The organism is Anaeromicropila populeti (genome assembly GCF_900112775.1).
GTDB lineage: Bacteria > Bacillota > Clostridia > Lachnospirales > Lachnospiraceae > Anaeromicropila_A > Anaeromicropila_A populeti.
This window is the reverse complement of the sequence record NZ_FOYZ01000017.1, coordinates 69286-87038: the sequence shown is the minus strand read 5'-3', so window position 1 is coordinate 87038 and position 17753 is coordinate 69286. Positions and strand designations below refer to the sequence as shown.

The following is a 17753-nucleotide window of genomic DNA, read 5'->3' as shown; positions in this document are numbered from 1 at the left end:
GAATCTCTTTATCTTGATCTCTAACGCGTTTTCTGAGCTCAATTAACTCTTCATTAAGAGATAATGCATTATTTGGCGTATGAACAGCCTCTTTTGCCTCTAAGCGTCCCTCCTTAAATGCTTTTATCCATGTATAAATAGTACCTGTTGGAAGCCCAAGTTCTGCAGCGGCTTTATGCCCGCCTATTTCCTGTGCAAGTTTTACTGCTTGTGCTTTAAATTCTTGATCATATGATTTTGTAATTCGTTTTTCTGCCATCTCAATTCTCCTCTTCTTGTATTTATTATATATCAAAATCCTTGAGAATAGGGTGGCAATTTTTATTATACAACATCATAATGATAAGTTAGAATTTTTAACTAGACATGAATCTCATAAAGATTTATTTGAAGGTACGATTACATTAGATGGAGATTGTGCTACCGTAACTTTTTATGGTGATGATTGGTGTAATTTTGATAATACAAATACTTATCAATACCACAAGACATCAGACATACCATATGACCATTATTTTGAATAGAGAATTAGGTGAAAAAAATGAAACAAAAATTAATACTATGTATTCTAGTTATTATATCAATGTGCATTTCTGTTTCGTGCGGAACAATTGACAATTCTGAAACAGACAGTGCTGTAGCTTCATCAACTATTGAATCATTTCCAGAACCTTTAGTTACAGAAGATATATATAGTACAACGGAAGATTCATTTCTAGATAAAGATCCATTTATTGGTGAATATAATGATGTAGATTGGGATGAGCCTAATCTTGATATTCAAAAAGGCAAAAATGGTATTTACCATATCGAAATAGGTATATATAGATTGTATCAATTTGATTGTTGTGGAGGTGTTTATAATAATGGTAAAATAGAATTTATAACTAAGTTTGGAGATCATAAAGATTTATTAGAAGGTACGATTTCTTTAGATGGAAATTGTGCCATCGTAACATTTTTCGGTGATGATTGGAGTGATTTCTCCGATACAAATACATATCAATACTTCAAGTCATCAGATATACCATATGACCATATGAATGAGTAGTGATTAAAATGAGAAGAATTAATTGAAAAAAATGAAGATGGTTCTTATGAAAAAGATTTAAGTGAAGAAGCAATATCTTTTAGGGGGGGTAAACACCTATCCCCCCTAACTCAAAGGGGGTAAAGGGGGGATAGCCGTAGGGGGTATTTCAATTTACCCCCATTGCTTTTGCTAATTCGTAATAAGAAAGTATGTTTAGACGGGTCTACATATTTCTGTTTTGTGTCTGTTTTTCTTCCGGCTTCTGAAAAAAGCAGGGCTGCATCATTTTTATGCAAGTGGGGCTTGTATTCTTTTAGTGTATTTGTACGGAATACATGGATAACCATTTTAATTATGGAGAGAACTTTTCAGGTCAAAACATAAGTAAGGTCGGGATAAAAGAGACAATTAAATTGCAGAAGAAGGTAGAGGCAACAATGTATTACAACAAACAAGGAAATGCCGATTACAAAGGACAATTTGGATTAGGTACATGCCAATTTACAGGTTCAAGAACTACACAATTACTGGATTGTTATGAAGATTACTATAAAAAAACGAAAAACAATCATCCATCGAAGGAGGATTGTATTAGAATTGAAGTGGACTTTATGGTAGGAGAACTAGATGGAAGTTACAACACAATGGTTTATCAAGCATGGAAAAAAGGAAGTAAAACTGCAAAAAGTGCAGGTGAAATATTTTGTAATCAATACGAAAGACCAAACGATATGGAAAATCAAGCAACAGAAAGAGGAAAAAATGCTACAAAAATATATAATATAATGAAGGAGTAGGTGAAAAAAGTGAAGAGAGTTAAACTAATTTACATAATCCTGATTGTGGTCGTATTACTACTGTCATCATGTGGAATCAAAGAAGATGTTGCAAGTGAAGAAAATGTTACAAGTGAAGAAGCCATATTGAACACTCCATACGCAACTGAAGATAACATTTCAGTTACGGTAGAGCCAGAAAAAGAGTTGGATGATTCAAACAACAAAGACCAAATAGAAGTGAGCACAGCGCTAGATGAGGAGATGGAAGAAAGTGCTGATCCTTACGTGGGAGTATATAACGATCCAAGTATTGATGAGCCAAACCTTAGCATAGAGAAGGATAAGGATGGTGTATATTTGATACAAATTGGTCTGTATAGATTAGCAAAGTTGAACCAATGCAAAGGAGTCGTGAAAGATAATAAACTGGAATTTAGTACAAATGAAATATTCGAGGATGAATTAAAAGGAGAAATAACATTAGATGGAGATATTGCAGAAGTAGTGTTTTTGGGCGATGAATGGCTAGATTTTGCAGGATTCAATTTTCGCAGATTTGAGAAGATATCTGATGTACCATATGACTTTAATTAATTATAGGGACAACTTTTCTCAGCTAATATCTCTAAGCAAGTTATGAATGAATGAGCTATGGAGCAAAAAAATGAAGATGGTTCTTATAAAAATGATTTAAGAGAAGAAGCAATATCTTTTAGGGGGGGTATTTGGTATCCCCCCTAGGTCAAAGGGGGTAAAGGGGGATAGCCGTAGGGGGTATTTCAATTTATCCCCATTGCTTTTGCTAATTCGTAATAAGAAAGTATGTTTAGACGGGTCTACATATTTCTGTTTTGTGCCTGTTTTTCTTCCAGCTTCTGAAAAAAGCAGGGCTGCATCATTTTTATGCCAGCGGGGCGTGTATTCTTTTGGTGTATTTGTACGGAATACTGACAGGCTTTGGAGTGAAATATATGGAAAAAGATTTTGATTATGCCAATAAGTTTTCTGGTAACACAATAGAAGTTGTTGGGATAAAGGAAGCGATTAAGCTACAGAAGCAAGATTCTAAAATACAGCATACCATAACAGTGAACGGTGAAAAAAAGATAGTACAAGATCAATTTGGATTTGGAATGTGTCAGTTTACAGGCAGTCGTACAAGCGATGTACTTGATGCATATCAAAAGTTTTATGATGAAACAAAAAATAATCATCCAACGCAGAAGCAATGTGCGGAAATAGAAGCAGAATTTATGGTAAAGGAACTTGAGGGCGACTATAAACAGGTTTATGAGGATTGGAATGAAACAGATAAGACGGCTAGTGAGGCGGGTAGGCTTATTTGCACAAAGTATGAAAAACCTGGAGACATGGAAAATCAATCCAATATAAGAGCAGATAATGCAGAAACAATATATAATATAATGATAAAAAAGAACTAGGAGCAAAATGAAAAATGAAACGAAAATTAATACTGTGTATTTTATGTTTATCAATGTGTGTTTCGGTATCTTGCGGTACAAAAAATAATGCTGTAGCAGATAATCCAGTAGCTTCAGTAACTATTGAACCATTACCAGAGCCATCAGTTTCAGACAATATGGATAATGAAAAGCAAGCCCCTTATGTCGGTGAATACAATGATTTTGATTTTGATGAACCCAATCTAGAAATCGAAAAAAATGAAGATGGTTCTTATGAGATAGAAATCGGAATATATCGAATAACGACATTTCAGAATTGTAAGGGAATACTGGTGGATGATAAAATTGAGTTTTCAACAGAATTTTCAGATAGAAAAATAGAAGGTACAATAGAGTTGAATGGTGATATAGCGACGGTAACATTTACTAGCAAGGATTGGGCAGAGTATTCAAATATAGATACTTATCTTTATAAAAAGTCATCAGACAAACCTTTTGATAAACATGAAAAATTTGTTTTCTAGTACAAGAAATATACGTGAATTAGGTAGAAAGATGAAATAGTGCTTATTATAATATGCTTTTTCTATCTGGACTCTGCCGTTATGCGGAAGTAATAAAAAAGATTTAAGAGAAGAAGCAATATCTTTTAAGGGAGGGTATTTGGTATCCCCCTAACTCAAAGGGGGTAAAGGGGGATAGCCGTAGGGGGTATTTCAATTTACCTCCATTGCTTTTGCTAATTCGTAATAAGAAAGTATGTTTAGACGGGTCTACATATTTCTGTTTTGTGTCTGTTTTTCTTCCAGCTTCTGAAAAAAGCAGGGCTGCATCATTTTTATGCTAGCGGGGCGTGTATTCTTCTAGGTATTCAATATATTTATCCTGTCTTATTGGAACTGTTTGAGGAACTGGTTAAGGAACAGCTTCGGAAAAGGAAGGAAACAGGGATTGCAGAAGGAGGAGGCCTGCAAAAATGTCTTTGGAACTTTTGCCATTGGATTGCTTTGGGAGTTTTAATGGGGTTCTCCATTCAAATGGCAACTCTGCCAGTGATTCTGTGGTTCTTTTATGAATTTCCACCCTTTAGTCCTTTTCTTAATTTACTGGTTCTTCCATTCACAACGGTATTAATTCTGTTAGTCTTTCTGGCAGGAATTTTATTAGAAATTAATTAGCCCAATAATGATAGATTATATTATTGGAAATTTTAAAATATTAAAAACTGCATTTAAGATTGACCATATTTGCTGATAAAAAATTGAAATATTCCAGATACCAGAGCCTATTAAATTATATTCTATGATAACATCTTCTAATGCTTTTATACTAAAGGCATTAATAAACCATACGATATGATTTTCAGGAGCTACTTGTTCAGATTTACTATAGGTGAAATATGGTGTTTGAGATTCTTCGTCCGTGTGAATTACAGCTCCTTGCACATAGGCTAGTGTAATTGCAGATTCAAGAGACATTGAATTAGCATAAGATGAAGAAGGTGAAAATGGTAATTCCCAATCATATCCTATTAGCGGTTTTCCAATTGATAATATTTCAGACGATATTGTATTGGTAACATACTCAATGAAAGGTCTGATTAATGATATATTACTAATAGGTGATGGAGGTTGCTTATTTTTACCCCAAACATTTTGCAAAAAGATTATCCTATCAACTATTAAACTTAAACTTTTATAATCAATATTTTCAAAAATAACATTATTACCTGACTTTGTTAAATTCGGTGGCATAGTAACCATAAAAATATATCCTTCTTTTCGTAGTGACATTGAAAGTTTAGTCAAAACATTTAAATATAGTTTTTGATTTGACTCACTAATATTACTTAGAAGTGTATTAATTCCGTAAAATCCCTTGCTTCTTACAATTTCAAGCATTTCATTAACTAATTTATCTTGTTTCTCATCATTTAATAACAGATCGTAAACGTTTTCTAAATCAAGATCTCCAGTTGGTGAAAAAGCAGATATCATTAAAAGGGGTACGGTATTATAACTTTTTGCGATTTGTATTAATTCTGTGTCATCACCATAATCAACTATATCAGCATTCTCAGCTACCCGATAGTTAAATATGGACAAATATGTTAAATAAGGTAAAGTTCTTTTTAACGTGTCATGATTAATAAATGTATAAGCATAACCAATTACCTGTAAATCCTTCACTGTATTATAACTTATGACTAATACATCACCAGGATAAATAAATTCTCTTACATATAAATAAGGGTTATTCCGCATTAACTGTACAATAGAAATTCCATTTTTATCAGCAATTGATTCCAATGTATCATCCTGCTTTACGATGTAAGTAATTTTGGGATATAGGATAACTATAGTTTGACCTACAACCAGAGTATACGGATTAATTAAGCCGTTATCACTTATTAGTCTTTCAATGGATACACCATATTTATCTGCAATTGAATTTATAGTATCACCAGGTTGAACTACATAAATGTCCATATAATCCTCTTATTAATATCATTAATATTTATTTTATGCATTTTTTAATTAAATGTGTAACATTTTTAGTATTGTTAGTATTAAGAGGTAAATGATTACTATTAAAGAAGTAAGTAAAAAATTTGAGTGCAGGTATTCCTGTTGAAGTGATGATTGAATATGTCAAATTTTTTGGTTTCCCATTCATAAGAATAACTAATGAAGTGATGAAGAATTTTTATAAATTCGGTCCAAAAGAAACTCAACATATTAACCGTTGGCTTCACAGATAACTGCTTTGGTGATTATTATACTAGAGGTGGTCTGGATTATAAACAGCGTGAAATGACAAGATTTTTTAATAAACATCGTGTCACAATGTCTTTCGTATATCGGTTATCCTCGAAGTTTAAATGCAATTTGATACATTAATGATGCAGTCGAAAGTAAGGAATAACATCGTTAAGTGCAGATAAAAATCATTTGGAGTAAGGAGTATGTATAATTTTTCATTTCAAAATACTACAAAAAATAAGCATAGGTGAGGAGTTAAAGGGATTTAAAGCTATGGTGCCTGAAGATGTAGAGAACATCAATAGTATGTGTTTATAAAAAATATTTAGGAGGAAAACTATGGAATATATAAATTTAGGAAATTCAAATTTGCAGGTATTGCGTTTATGTGTAGGGTGCATGAGCTCTTGATTTAGACATTAATTTCTTTGACACAGCAAATATATATTCTGCGGGAACCAGTGAAGAATATCTGGGGCGAGCACTTAAAAAAATATTGTACGGGATAAGGTGGTTATTGCAACGAAGGTTTATTTTTATGTTGAATTGAATATCATTCATCGCTTTAATTATGATACTCCTATTGAGGAAACGATGGAGGCACTGGACAGTCTTGTCAAAGCAGGTAAGGTTCGAGCTCTCGGTGCATCTGCGATGGTTTAACAATATGCAGCTTGCCGTTGCAAGGAATGGGTGGACTCCATTCCTTTCTATGCAGAATCATTATAATATTCTTTACCGTGAAGATGAAAGAGAGCTAATTCCTATCTGCAAACAGCAGAATGTATCGCTTACTCCTTACAGCCCTTTAGCAGCAGGCAGGCTAGCGTGTCCTGAGTGGAATACAGATACGAAACGTAGTCAGACGGATAAAATGGCAGTTTCAAAATATGACAGTACTCAGGAGATGGATTATAATATTGTTCTTCGAGTTCACGAACTTGCTCAGAAATATGGAGTGACCATGACGCAGATTTCTCTGGCATGGCAATATGCCAAGGGTGTTACTGCACCTATTATAGGTGCAACGAAAGCAAAATATTTTATTTTAGGGTTGAAACTTTTGAGATTTCTTAGTAAAATAGAAAAATGGAAGCGATAAAAGAACATATCAAAAAAAATGAGTATTCACATTGTTATTTGTTGTATGGTACAGAGGATTATTTGAAAAAATTTTATAAGAATAAGTTGAAGAGTGGAATCGTTGGAGATGAAAATTCCATGAATTTTTCTTATTTTGAAGGAAAGGCAATTGAACTTCACAAAGTAATTGAGATTGCCGAAACGGTTCCTTTTTTTAGTGAGCGCCGTCTTATTCTAATTGAAAATAGTGGTTTATTTAAAAATCAAAATGATTTTGCAGATTACGTGAAGAATATTCCTGATTTTACTTATATTATTTTTGTGGAGTCTGAGGTGGATAAACGAAACCGTTTATATAAGGCAGTGAAGGATAAGGGAACGGTGGCAGAGCTGAATGGCTTGAAGGAGTCGGAACTTGATGCGTGGATTGTTGCGGTTCTTTCTCACAAGGGAAAGAAAATCAATGGAAAGACGCTGGCTTACTTTAAGGAAAAAGTAGGTACTACCATGGATGCCATGAGCAATGAACTGGAGAAGCTGACGAATTATGCCATGGATCGAGAGATAATTACCATCGAAGATATTGATTCTATTTGTACTATTCAGATTTCTAATCAGATTTTTTTGATGATTGATGCCATTGCATCACAGAAGTCAACAAGGGCTTTACAGCTTTATTATGATTTGTTTGCATTAAGAGAAAAGCCAATGTCCATTTTGTTTTTAATTGGAAGGCATTTTAATATCTTGTTACAGATTAAGGAACTTGCTTCAGAGCCTAAGAATGAGGTTGCCAGGAAGGCAGGGGTGCCGCCCTTTGCGGTTGCCAAGTATGCCGCCCAGGCAGGTAATTTCAAGAGGCAGGATTTGTTACAGGGCTTGGGACTCTGCATTGAGATGGAGGAGCAGGTGAAGAAAGGCTTGTTGTCGGATCAGCTGGCGGTAGAGCTTTTGATTGTAAAGCTTAGCCAGAAAGAAATGTAATATCACTTTTGTATTTTTATGGAGACGTATCGAAGAGGCCATAACGAGAACGACTCGAAATCGTTTTGGGGTAACACCCACGTGGGTTCGAATCCCACCGTCTCCGTTTAAACCCTTAGTATTTACTAGGGGTTTTATTTTTTGTGTTGCATATATGATGCAAGTTTTTTTATAGATTCCTCATTATCAGGTATTTCATTAATTTAAGAATAAAGCATTGGCATTCATGTATATACGTGGTGCAATATATTTAGAAAGGACGGGAAAAGGTGAAAGATAAGATACAGATTACCATAGACATAATATAAGAGCTTAATAAGTTGATAGAACAAATTGTTAAACTCACAATCGAAGTAATATCTTTTATTGGTGGGATACTAATTCAAAAATTATTTTTTACATAAAGGTTAGGATGAAAGCCCTCTGCTAAAATTATTCTAGAAAGGTTGAAATATGAAATTAAAAGAAATACGAATAGAAAAAAAACTATCAGCAAAATCACTTTCTGAAATTAGCGGCGTTCCAGTTCGTACCATCGAGGATTTGGAACGACGAGATGATGGAAGAGTATCAACTCTCATTAAGTTGGCGGATGCTCTGGAAGTATCTCTGGATGAGTTATGTAGATAGAAAATTGAGTCAGAGCAAAGGAATATACTCTTTTGCTGAATAAATAAGTGAAAATGAATTTAAAATGTAGGAGCTGGCATGGAAAAGTGTAACGGCTTCTTCTTATTGTCAAAAAATATATTATCATGAGCGGGATTTGGCGAAAGAAATTTATATTGGATAAGTATTAGTTGGAATTTTAATTGAAATATATGGATTATTTGTGAGAAATGCTGTATAATTTTGCTGTACATAATAATATGGTAAATGTGCACTTTTATTGGTGAAAATCTAATATATTATCAAATTGAATTTGATCTATGGTTAAGCGATCCTGTAAGTAATCATAACCATTGGATTCATGATGCAGAGCAGGGGGATGCCTTGTGTTTTGGTTCAGATGATTTTGTTGACTGGCTGAATCGAAATTTTATAAAAAAGTCTATGAAAAAAGTAAAAATAGTAGCGTATTGTATTCATCCAACAGCTGAGGAACGAAAGTTACCTCATATTAATTTTTAATTTATTTTCAAAGTAATGGTATGGGAAGCTTTTTGCAATAAGCCAATAATGCTTGGGGATTTCCCAAGCAAATAGATTGAGTTAACCAAAGTCCATATTCGAAAGAAAATTCGGAAAAAGATGTACTTCCCATTATATTGATAACAGTCATAATTAAGAAACATCCCATTATTTTCATATTTACAGATGTTTTTAGGAGGAGAAATGGAAAAGAAAAAATGTGTACAATGTGGTAAAGTATTTACAATAACCGATTCTGAAAAGTTGTTTTTTGAAAATAGAAATTTGAATTTACCTAAAAGATGTAAGGAATGTAGGGAAAAGAATAATCCGCATAAAGTGAAAACAAATAATCACCAAGGAATATTAAGAAAAGAAAAAGTATTTATAAATAGAAGGGCATACCTAATTATTTCGATTCTATTAATTGTATTTTGCATTCCATATATCAATAGTAAAAGTGACCAAGAAAAATATCAAAGCGAACAGGAAGTAAATGATTCAGATGGTTATATGTTCAAAAGTGATAGCCTTTTGCAAGAACATTTTAATAAGCATGGAAGTGAATTTGGATATACAAGTACTTCTCAATATGAAAGTGGAGCGAATGCAGTTATTAATTCACCTGAGGCATTACATAAAACAGAAGCAGAAGATGGTGATAGTGTTTACTATATTGAGGAAACAAATGAATTTGTCATTTTGTCAACGGAGGGGTATATCCGAACATATTTCAAACCAGAAGATGGAATAGAATATTATAATAGACAATAACAGTATATGTGGCGGATGTAACGAATATGATGTTCAAGTAATAACGTACACTTCCCAGTATATTAACAAAAACTAACCTATAAGACAACTTAAACTTTGTGGAGAGAGAAACACTGAAATATTCTTATAGTTAACAAGAAATGGAACAAGATTTATACAAGGAGGTATGGCGGGAGCGGCAGAATTGTTATTTTGGACAAAGAGAACACATAAGCTTCTGTTAAAGCCTAAATCATACTAGGTATAAAAAAATATGTAGATGCATGGATTTAGGTTAAATTTAGACGACAATGGGAGGAAAATATGAAATTATTAGCGAAAAAATTTAATGAAGATATGGCTTTGAGGTTTTGTGGGAAAATAATAGATTAGATTTGTCAATTGAAGCACATGTATTGAAAACAGAGTATAGAGAATTGTTTAATGATGAAGAAATAAACATTTGTTATAATAGATTGAAAGAGTTTGGTTATAATTTTAGTGAATAATTTCCCATTCAATTAGATAATCCTTTTTACGAAGGGGGCACTAATAATGTCAGTCTAAATCAGGCTCGCAAGGATTACAAGTTATTTGGTGCATCTGAAATTAAATAAAACAATATGTCAGAAAACCGTTAAAAGATAAATTAAATAACTTTGAGAAATAAATATAATCAAAGTTATTGTATATTTCAAATTTGCCATTATATTAAAACAGGTGTTCAATATTATGGAGTGGCCATTATCAGAAGAAAGCTATTACGTTGAAATAAACAAATTAGAATCTGCGTGAAGTGATTTGCTTTGCATTAGTCCTAAGTTGTGGAATTTCTGAACTACTCACTATATTTATTAGTAAGCTAGGATCACGTATGTGAAAAATACATTATTAACAGAATAGAAGGGGTAACATGAGCAATATAGTAATATTAGTAGGAAGTGTTAGAAAAGAAGGAAATACTGAATTATTAGCAAAAGCTTTTACTAATGGAGCGCAAGCTGATAATAATGTTGAAATTATTTCGGTAGCGGATTATAAGGTGAAGCCATGCATTGGCTGTAATATATGTTTCAAAAGAGATGGTAATACATGCTTTCAAAAGGATGATATGCAAAAGATTTATGATAAGTTGAAGCAAGCAGATGTCATCGTTATTGCATCACCAGTATACTTTTATGGAATTAGTGCTCAATTAAAGACGATTATTGAACGTTTACATACGCCATTAAGAAATACTTTTAAAGTAAGAAAATTAGGTCTGTTACTAGTAGCAGCGGCAACAATTCCGGCAGTATTTGATTCGATCGAGGTACAATATCAACTTGTTTTGGATTATTTCAATTTGCAAGATGTGGGTAGGATTCTTGTAAAGGGAGTAAAGGACAAAGGAGATATTATTGGAAATCAAGCATTACATGAAGCTTATGAATTAGGTAAACAAATAAAATAACAATTGTTAGATAAGACAAATTTCTTATTATATTAGTAAAGTTAATTAATGATTGTGGCAAGTAAATTTTAAGGTATAGAGGAAAATATGCATGAACTTAACTTTTGGGAAAATAAGTGATTTTGAAAGAGGAGCATTATACAAATTATTAGTATAAGGCTATTCATTTGATATCAGATGGAGAGAGCATTTTGAAAAGGAAGGATTCAAATTATGGCTAAATATGAACAAAGACTGAAGGGAAACTTCAATGAGTTATTAAATTGGCTGCATAAAGATATTACCAATGGCAGTTCATCAGCAAGTTATGAGGATGGCAGCGATATTGAATTAGGAGATTCACGCGTTGCTGTCAGGGTTTATGAACGGTATAGTTTGGCTGGAGGTAACAGGGTAAGTTTGAACATAACTATTACTGGTACTGGAGAAGAAACATTTCTAAAAGTATGTAGGGACTCAGTAGAAAATTATATTCATAAGCAGTAAGATATAAGAGAGTAAAGTTTTGTTTTAATATATTTCTCAATTATTAATGATTAGGAAGGATATGCGAAATGGGAGATCTGCTGCAAACAAAATAGTTAAAGACTGTATTGAATTAATTGAAATTTTCATTTAAAAATTAACCCAATAAAGTGTTAGAAAAATGCTTATCAATTATTTTGTGGAAAATTTAACATTTATTAGCTTGTAAATTAAAAGAGATGGGTATATAATTATGGCTGTATATGAAAAAACATGTAAATAATTTTTGTAGAAAGGAGAAAAATGGGAAAAACGAAGTGAAAAAATGCTAGTAATATGTATTTTGAAACAATGGTTTAGTTTTGTTAGCCTAATCTAAGGAGGAATTGATATGAATTTCAGAAACATGTTGTTTAATAAGGTCCTGGCAGTTTTGGGAACTTGTTGTTTATTAACAACAAGTTCTGTACCAGCGTTGGCACAAGGCTTGGACACAAATGAGATAAAAGACTTATCCCAAAATGAGATATCATTAGCACCAGCACATACATGTACATACGCGGCAACACTTGAAACCACACCCACAAACATTAGTTTTGAAATAAACCTTGATAACTGGAGGAGTGAACTTCAAAAGATAACTGCTAGTTCATCTAGTGTCAGCGCAGCAGGAGGTACAACAGGCAGGATCAGTGTATTTGGAAATCAAGCTTTCCCAATTGCTGTAGATGCTGAAGGATGTGCAGTTATAGCAGCAAGTAAGTATGGTAATGGGAGAATCGTTGTAGCTGCTGCACCTGATTATGTTTCACTTACAGATTTATCACCCTCAAGTGCATCAGCTCAAAATCTTGTATTAAAGCAAAATATATATAAATGGCTTACGGAAAGTTCAATACAAAATACACAATCAGGATATACGAACTCATATTCAGAAGCATTATCGCAAGATAAAATGATGAAGGTGCTATCAAAATCAGCATTAAGTCCTGCTTCTGATAGCAAGATAGAAAATGTAGTTGTAACTGCATTTACTGAGGAAAATCTTGATCCAAATATTTATCCGGTAGTCTATTTATCAAGTGATATTACGGATGATGAAGCTGCTTTGATTGATTCATATGTTCAAAATGGAGGCTCAATAGTCACTGGTGAAAGGGGTTGGGTGTTGGAATGCTATCCAGATAATGCAATTAAGGATTTGAAAAATGGTGATCCAGTTTATGTCTATGATTATCCTTTTGACAGGCTTATATCTCAGATGGGAGTTGGCTTCATGGGAATTTATGAATATGCGGCACCAAATACAAACAACTCTTTCGATTTAGTCTACTCTTGGAATGCTCAGAATTATCAAATTGTAAATCTTTCTTACGATACATACATGCTCCAAAATATAGAAAATGGTATAAAATCAAAAAGTGAGATACTCTTACCTCAAAATTTTTCCAGTTATACAGATTTTCAAAAATTAACACAGTTGGTTAATAGAGTACGATACTGCGATAAGTTTTTAGATAGTACCAATTACTTTGCGCAGGCTTTGCTTAACAATGCAAAGGTAGTATGGAATACGATTTCGTTTCCAATTTCAATTATTGATAAGCCGTATACTGCTGTGATGGCAGCAATGAGTGGATTTGTTGATATTAGTAAGTATAATGAAAAAGCTCCTGAGATTGAAAGCTTTATGGGTGACATACCTACAAATGTGTCTGCTCTAACAAATGTTCCTTTTAATGTAAAATACATTTATCAAGACAATTCTTATCTAAGGTCCAGTACAAGTGGAATGACTTTTGACTGGCAATCTACTGGCCTGTATGCCGTACCAGGGCAAAAGCTGACAATTGATGTTCCTGATGGAGTGACGAATTTAAAGGTACGAATCGGTTCAACTATTGATAAGCTATCTTTTGATATAAAAGAAACAGAAACTCAGTTTAACCAATATTTAAGATATCCAGTGATTTCCTTTGAAAAAACTTTGAAACCTGGAAGTAACGACTTCTATACACCATTCGGAGGCTTAGTCTATATCATTGCTCCTACATCAGAAAATGCACCTGATGTTCAAGTTACAATAAGTGGAGCAATCAAAGCACCACGTTTTGTCCTTGGAGAAACAACAGAATCTGAATGGAATAGTATGTTAAATAATCCTGCTCCTATGGCAGAACTTCAGAGTAATCATATCATTCTTACAATGCCAACTAAGTTTATTGCAAATTCCCTGACTTATTCTAATGCACAGACGTTAATGCAGAGTTACGATCAAATGGCTCATTCCTATTTTGATTTAGCTGGTTTGTCAGAAGGAGGAGCAACGCCGAACAAAGCTCCGGTAGGTCAGTTTAGATATGTCAAGGATGTTCAAATATCATATGGATATATGTATGCGGGATATCCTATCATGTATTATGATGATGCACAAATCAATGATTTCTTAAATCCAAATAAATTAGGCGGATGGGGAGCATGGCATGAACTGGGACATAATTTTCAGATGGATGCATTTACAGGTTCTTATCTCACTGAAGTAACGGAAAATATATATTCCGTGATGATGGATTTAATTTTAATGAATAATAATCAAGCAGAGAGTTTCTATACACAAAACGTAGCATGCTTATATACGAATGGGACATTGAATAACTATTTTTACAATTCTACCATACCATATCAAGAGGGCTCCGTTTTCTTGGAACTGATTATGTTTGATCAGTTACGACAGAAATTTGGATTTAGAATTTTTAGGGACATGATGATTGAAGCAAGAAATGCTCCAGAATCCTCTTTGCCTACTACAAATGAGGAGCGGTTCGATTATATTGTAGTAACGGCATCTAAAGTTACTGGTTGCAATTTAATTCCGTTCTTTGATAAATGGAGGGTTCCTATCTCTGCAAATGCTCGTAATACAGTAAATGGGAACACACAATACCAGCAGGTAGGTGATTTTACATATATTGTTGGTGATAATTCTTTTGAGATGTAAGTTTCTTAAAGTTAAATGATAGAGTAAACACAAAACCGCTAAAAATATTGAAATGTTAATATTTTTAGCGGTTTTTAGGACTTGAGGACCTGGGAGAAGGTGTGGTAAAATATGTTGTAATACCAAAATCAGACAATACTAAAAGGCCATAATAGTTTGAAGTTGTGGAGGTGTACATGATAAGAGAAGCTTGCAAAAACGATTTGAAAGAAATGTTGGAGTTATATTTGTTTCTACATGAAAAAAATGTACCAGAAGAATCAAAGCACTTAGAACAGACTTGGAATAAAATAATAACGGATAGTGATCATCATCTTATTGTGTGTGAGATTGGTGGAAAAATTGTATCTTCATGTGTTTGCGTTATTATACCTAACCTGACAAGGAATGTAAGACCGTATGCTTTCATAGAAAATGTGGTTACACATGAAGATTATCGTGGTAAAGGTTATGCAACAGACTGCTTAAACTATGCAAAGAAGATATCAGAGAAGAATAAGTGTTATAAAATGATGTTACTTACTGGTTCAAGAGAATCAAACATTTTGAGTTTTTATAAAAAAGTGGGTTATAACAGTTCAGATAAAACAGCATTTGTTCAGTGGATGGATATATAAGGCTAAGCTTTAATTTCGGGGAGTTTTGGTAAAAATTATATTGTTCTTTGTAGTTGAAAGGGGTATTTGAATGAAAAATCAAAAAAATTTTATTTTGATAATGGTGTTGATATTGATAGCATCCGTATATGGAAACAGACATAGGGTGTTAACAGCAGTAACACGTCTCACCAACCACGAAACGTCACAAATTATCTTACCGTCAGAAACTGTGAAAGAGGCCACTGTTAATGATGAGTTCCAGGCTTTTATTGAAAAATGGAAACTGTCAGGTCTTTTACCTGAATGCCAAACTATGACAACAGAGAATCAGGATGAATTTGTGAAATACTTTCAGCAATTTGATGATCTTACACGAAATTATATCATATTACTTTTACAGTTGATAGCTGCCGATACAACAGTATTAGGCGAAGGTATGAATGATCCTTCATACGGTATTTATCTTGAGTTTTGTCAGTATTGCTTATATGATATGAATCAAGATGAAATTCCAGAATTTATATTAAAAACAGGTGCTTGTGAAGCGGATTATATGTATACAGTCTATATGGTCGATAATGATAAACTTGTTAATTGCGGGGAACTGAGCGGCAGCCATGCCAGTTTGTATACCAATGGATCTGGCAAATTTGTGCGGTATGATGGTCATATGGGGGTATATAATATTGATGTATCAACATTGGAGGGAACAACGCTTAAAACGATAAAAATTGCAGACGGTGTGCTTGATTACGAGAAGAATGAGGATTATCCCTCATTGGATCAATATGACTACGGAGATTACAATGAGATTATGTCATTTAACGGAATACCGACACTTTTTCTAGCTGCAGCAGGCTGATGAAAATATAAGCAAAATGAGAAAGCTATGATAAATAAACAACTGATGGGAGAAAAATATGACCAGGAAATTGTTCTGTGTGCTTGTGCTATTGAGTGTTTTACTTTGCGGATGCAGTGAACGAAATAAATTAGGTGAAAATGATATATTGAGCCAGGCAGAAGAACCGATTGAAAATAGTACAACTGAAGTGGAAACTGAAATGCAGGAACAGGAAGATGAAATAATAGAAATTGACGTTGATTACAGTGAGGACTTTAAAGATATTAATGGGTGTGCTGTAGTTTTAGATGAACAAAAGAATCAGGTATACTTATATCAAGATGAGATGTGTAAAACAGAAGTGTCACCATATTCTTCTTTCAAGATTATTTCTACATTAATGGGATTGCATAATAATGTAATTGATAATCAAAATAGCCATATGCTGTATGATGATTCAATCAATTATCCAATAGAGGAGTGGAATACGGATATTAATTTGGCAGAAGCATTTCGGACCTCTTGTATATGGTACTTTAGACAGGTGTTGAATAGTGTGGGACAAGATAAAGTGGCAAAGGAGCTTACTTTACTTGGTTTTGGTAACTGCGATTGTTCTGAATGGAATGGGAATGCAGTTAATCCGCTGCCTGATTTGAATGGATTTTGGATAGACTCTACGCTCAAAATTTCTCCTTATGAGTGGGTAATGGTTTTGAAAGATATTTTGGAAGGGAATAGTATATATGGCAAAATGGGAACTGGCTTGAATGGGAAAGCATGGTTTGTTGGTTGGGCAGAGGGGAGAGATAAATGCAAATTACTTGCTATATATTTGGATGACTCAAAAAATGCAAATAACATAAATGGGAAAAAGGCTAGAGAAATTGCGGGTAATATACTAGAAAATTTAATTGAAGAAGATTAGTGGAGGAAGTATGGCAACTTGGAGTGGAATAAGAGCAAAACTTGAAAAAGAGTATCTTGCCCCATCTTTACGAGGGCATATAACATATTTTGCAACATCATATAGTAGGTGTCCTGATCATGAGGGCCGCGCAGCTGTATTGTATGATGGCAAAGAAATATTAAAAAGTAATTATTATGAGCATATGATTTCTCAAAGTATTCAGTATTATAAAAGTAAGGATGATGAATCAGGTCTCAGTAGTTCAGAAAAATGGAGAAAAGCTTTTGATTTGGCTTTAAATGAAGGTACATTTGATCAGACATATTTTTATGAGGCATTTGGAAAATTTGATAATCAGGATATTAAGCAAAGTCTTGTAAGTGAAAATCCAATCGTGAGATTATTTGCAATTCTTGATCGACGTGTAGGAAAACGTACACTTATTAATCTTATGGAGCGGATTGAAAATGAATTAGAATGGCTAAAACCATTTTATTTCATAAGATTGGAAGCAGAGAATATTACGTATAATTAA

General features: G+C 33.4%; 20 protein-coding genes, 1 tRNA gene and 2 pseudogenes. 21 read left to right on the top strand and 2 right to left on the bottom strand.

The genetic code is table 11. From position 1 onward, the window contains the following. A partial coding sequence (locus BM305_RS16735) for a transposase (RefSeq protein ID WP_143099206.1) occupies window positions 1-259 on the bottom strand: 259 nt, incomplete at its 3' end. 282 nt (window positions 260-541) lie between these two features. Between BM305_RS16735 and BM305_RS16725 the strand changes: the two genes are divergently transcribed. The 6 genes from BM305_RS16725 to BM305_RS19540 all read left to right on the top strand — a co-directional run bounded on the left by BM305_RS16725 (window position 542) and on the right by BM305_RS19540 (window position 4414). Beyond that, complete coding sequence (locus BM305_RS16725) at window positions 542-1051, top strand: hypothetical protein (RefSeq protein ID WP_092563479.1); 510 nt, start codon at window positions 542-544, stop codon at window positions 1049-1051. A gap of 317 nt (window positions 1052-1368) precedes the next feature. Further along, on the top strand, window positions 1369-1830 hold the full coding sequence (locus tag BM305_RS16720) for a phage tail tip lysozyme (RefSeq protein WP_092563476.1): 462 nt from the start codon (window positions 1369-1371) through the stop codon (window positions 1828-1830). A gap of 45 nt (window positions 1831-1875) precedes the next feature. After that, window positions 1876-2406 carry a hypothetical protein gene (locus BM305_RS16715; protein ID WP_177214780.1) on the top strand — a complete coding sequence of 177 codons (531 nt, stop codon included), beginning with the start codon at window positions 1876-1878 and terminating at the stop codon, window positions 2404-2406. 377 nt (window positions 2407-2783) lie between these two features. Next, window positions 2784-3254 (top strand): phage tail tip lysozyme, encoded by a 471-nt coding sequence (locus tag BM305_RS16705; protein ID WP_092563467.1) that lies wholly within the window; start codon window positions 2784-2786, stop codon window positions 3252-3254. Between the two features lie 14 nt (window positions 3255-3268). Further along, window positions 3269-3760, top strand: a complete 492-nt coding sequence (locus BM305_RS16700; RefSeq protein WP_092563464.1) for a hypothetical protein — start codon at window positions 3269-3271, stop codon at window positions 3758-3760. Between the two features lie 264 nt (window positions 3761-4024). Next, window positions 4025-4414, top strand: a complete 390-nt coding sequence (locus tag BM305_RS19540) for a ComEC/Rec2 family competence protein (protein WP_242940571.1) — start codon at window positions 4025-4027, stop codon at window positions 4412-4414. A 15-nt stretch (window positions 4415-4429) separates the two neighbouring features. Here BM305_RS19540 and BM305_RS16690 read toward each other — a convergent pair whose 3' ends face one another. Next, window positions 4430-5725: a LysM peptidoglycan-binding domain-containing protein gene (locus BM305_RS16690; protein ID WP_092563461.1), complete on the bottom strand. Its 1296-nt coding sequence runs from the start codon at window positions 5723-5725 to the stop codon at window positions 4430-4432. A gap of 185 nt (window positions 5726-5910) precedes the next feature. Here BM305_RS16690 and BM305_RS19850 point away from each other — a divergent pair. The 15 genes and pseudogenes from BM305_RS19850 to BM305_RS16615 form a co-directional block, all read left to right on the top strand. Next, window positions 5911-6128: pseudogene (locus BM305_RS19850) on the top strand (carboxymuconolactone decarboxylase family protein); the annotation flags it as partial. Between the two features lie 209 nt (window positions 6129-6337). Further along, window positions 6338-7040, top strand: a pseudogene (locus BM305_RS19915) (aldo/keto reductase); the annotation flags it as partial. Between the two features lie 47 nt (window positions 7041-7087). Beyond that, the gene (gene holA, locus BM305_RS16675) at window positions 7088-8065 is read left to right on the top strand and encodes a DNA polymerase III subunit delta (protein ID WP_092563458.1); all 978 of its coding nucleotides are present in this window, start codon (window positions 7088-7090) and stop codon (window positions 8063-8065) included. Window positions 8066-8085: 20 nt separating this feature from the next. Next, window positions 8086-8171, top strand: a tRNA-Ser gene (locus BM305_RS16670). 347 nt (window positions 8172-8518) lie between these two features. Further along, window positions 8519-8695 (top strand): helix-turn-helix domain-containing protein, encoded by a 177-nt coding sequence (locus tag BM305_RS16665; protein ID WP_092563455.1) that lies wholly within the window; start codon window positions 8519-8521, stop codon window positions 8693-8695. Between the two features lie 246 nt (window positions 8696-8941). Then, window positions 8942-9196: a hypothetical protein gene (locus tag BM305_RS16660; RefSeq protein WP_092563452.1), complete on the top strand. Its 255-nt coding sequence runs from the start codon at window positions 8942-8944 to the stop codon at window positions 9194-9196. Window positions 9197-9400: 204 nt separating this feature from the next. Next, a complete protein-coding gene (locus BM305_RS16655) occupies window positions 9401-9970 on the top strand; it encodes a zinc-ribbon domain containing protein (protein WP_177214779.1) in 570 nt (189 codons plus the stop codon). A 494-nt stretch (window positions 9971-10464) separates the two neighbouring features. Then, window positions 10465-10566, top strand: coding sequence for a CPCC family cysteine-rich protein (locus tag BM305_RS19910; protein WP_092563500.1), 102 nt, complete (start codon window positions 10465-10467; stop codon window positions 10564-10566). Window positions 10567-10862: 296 nt separating this feature from the next. Continuing rightward, entirely contained in the window at window positions 10863-11402 is a 540-nt protein-coding gene (locus BM305_RS16645; protein WP_092563446.1) for a flavodoxin family protein, read from the top strand. 213 nt (window positions 11403-11615) lie between these two features. Beyond that, on the top strand, window positions 11616-11888 hold the full coding sequence (locus BM305_RS16640) for a DUF6054 family protein (RefSeq protein WP_092563443.1): 273 nt from the start codon (window positions 11616-11618) through the stop codon (window positions 11886-11888). Between the two features lie 370 nt (window positions 11889-12258). Then, window positions 12259-14865: a M60 family metallopeptidase gene (locus BM305_RS16635; protein WP_092563440.1), complete on the top strand. Its 2607-nt coding sequence runs from the start codon at window positions 12259-12261 to the stop codon at window positions 14863-14865. A 176-nt stretch (window positions 14866-15041) separates the two neighbouring features. Beyond that, entirely contained in the window at window positions 15042-15482 is a 441-nt protein-coding gene (locus BM305_RS16630) for a GNAT family N-acetyltransferase (protein ID WP_092563437.1), read from the top strand. Window positions 15483-15552: 70 nt separating this feature from the next. Next, window positions 15553-16326, top strand: coding sequence for a hypothetical protein (locus tag BM305_RS16625; protein WP_092563434.1), 774 nt, complete (start codon window positions 15553-15555; stop codon window positions 16324-16326). A 58-nt stretch (window positions 16327-16384) separates the two neighbouring features. Then, entirely contained in the window at window positions 16385-17236 is an 852-nt protein-coding gene (locus tag BM305_RS16620) for a penicillin-binding transpeptidase domain-containing protein (RefSeq protein ID WP_092563431.1), read from the top strand. A 10-nt stretch (window positions 17237-17246) separates the two neighbouring features. After that, window positions 17247-17753, top strand: coding sequence for an SF0329 family protein (locus BM305_RS16615; protein ID WP_092563428.1), 507 nt, complete (start codon window positions 17247-17249; stop codon window positions 17751-17753).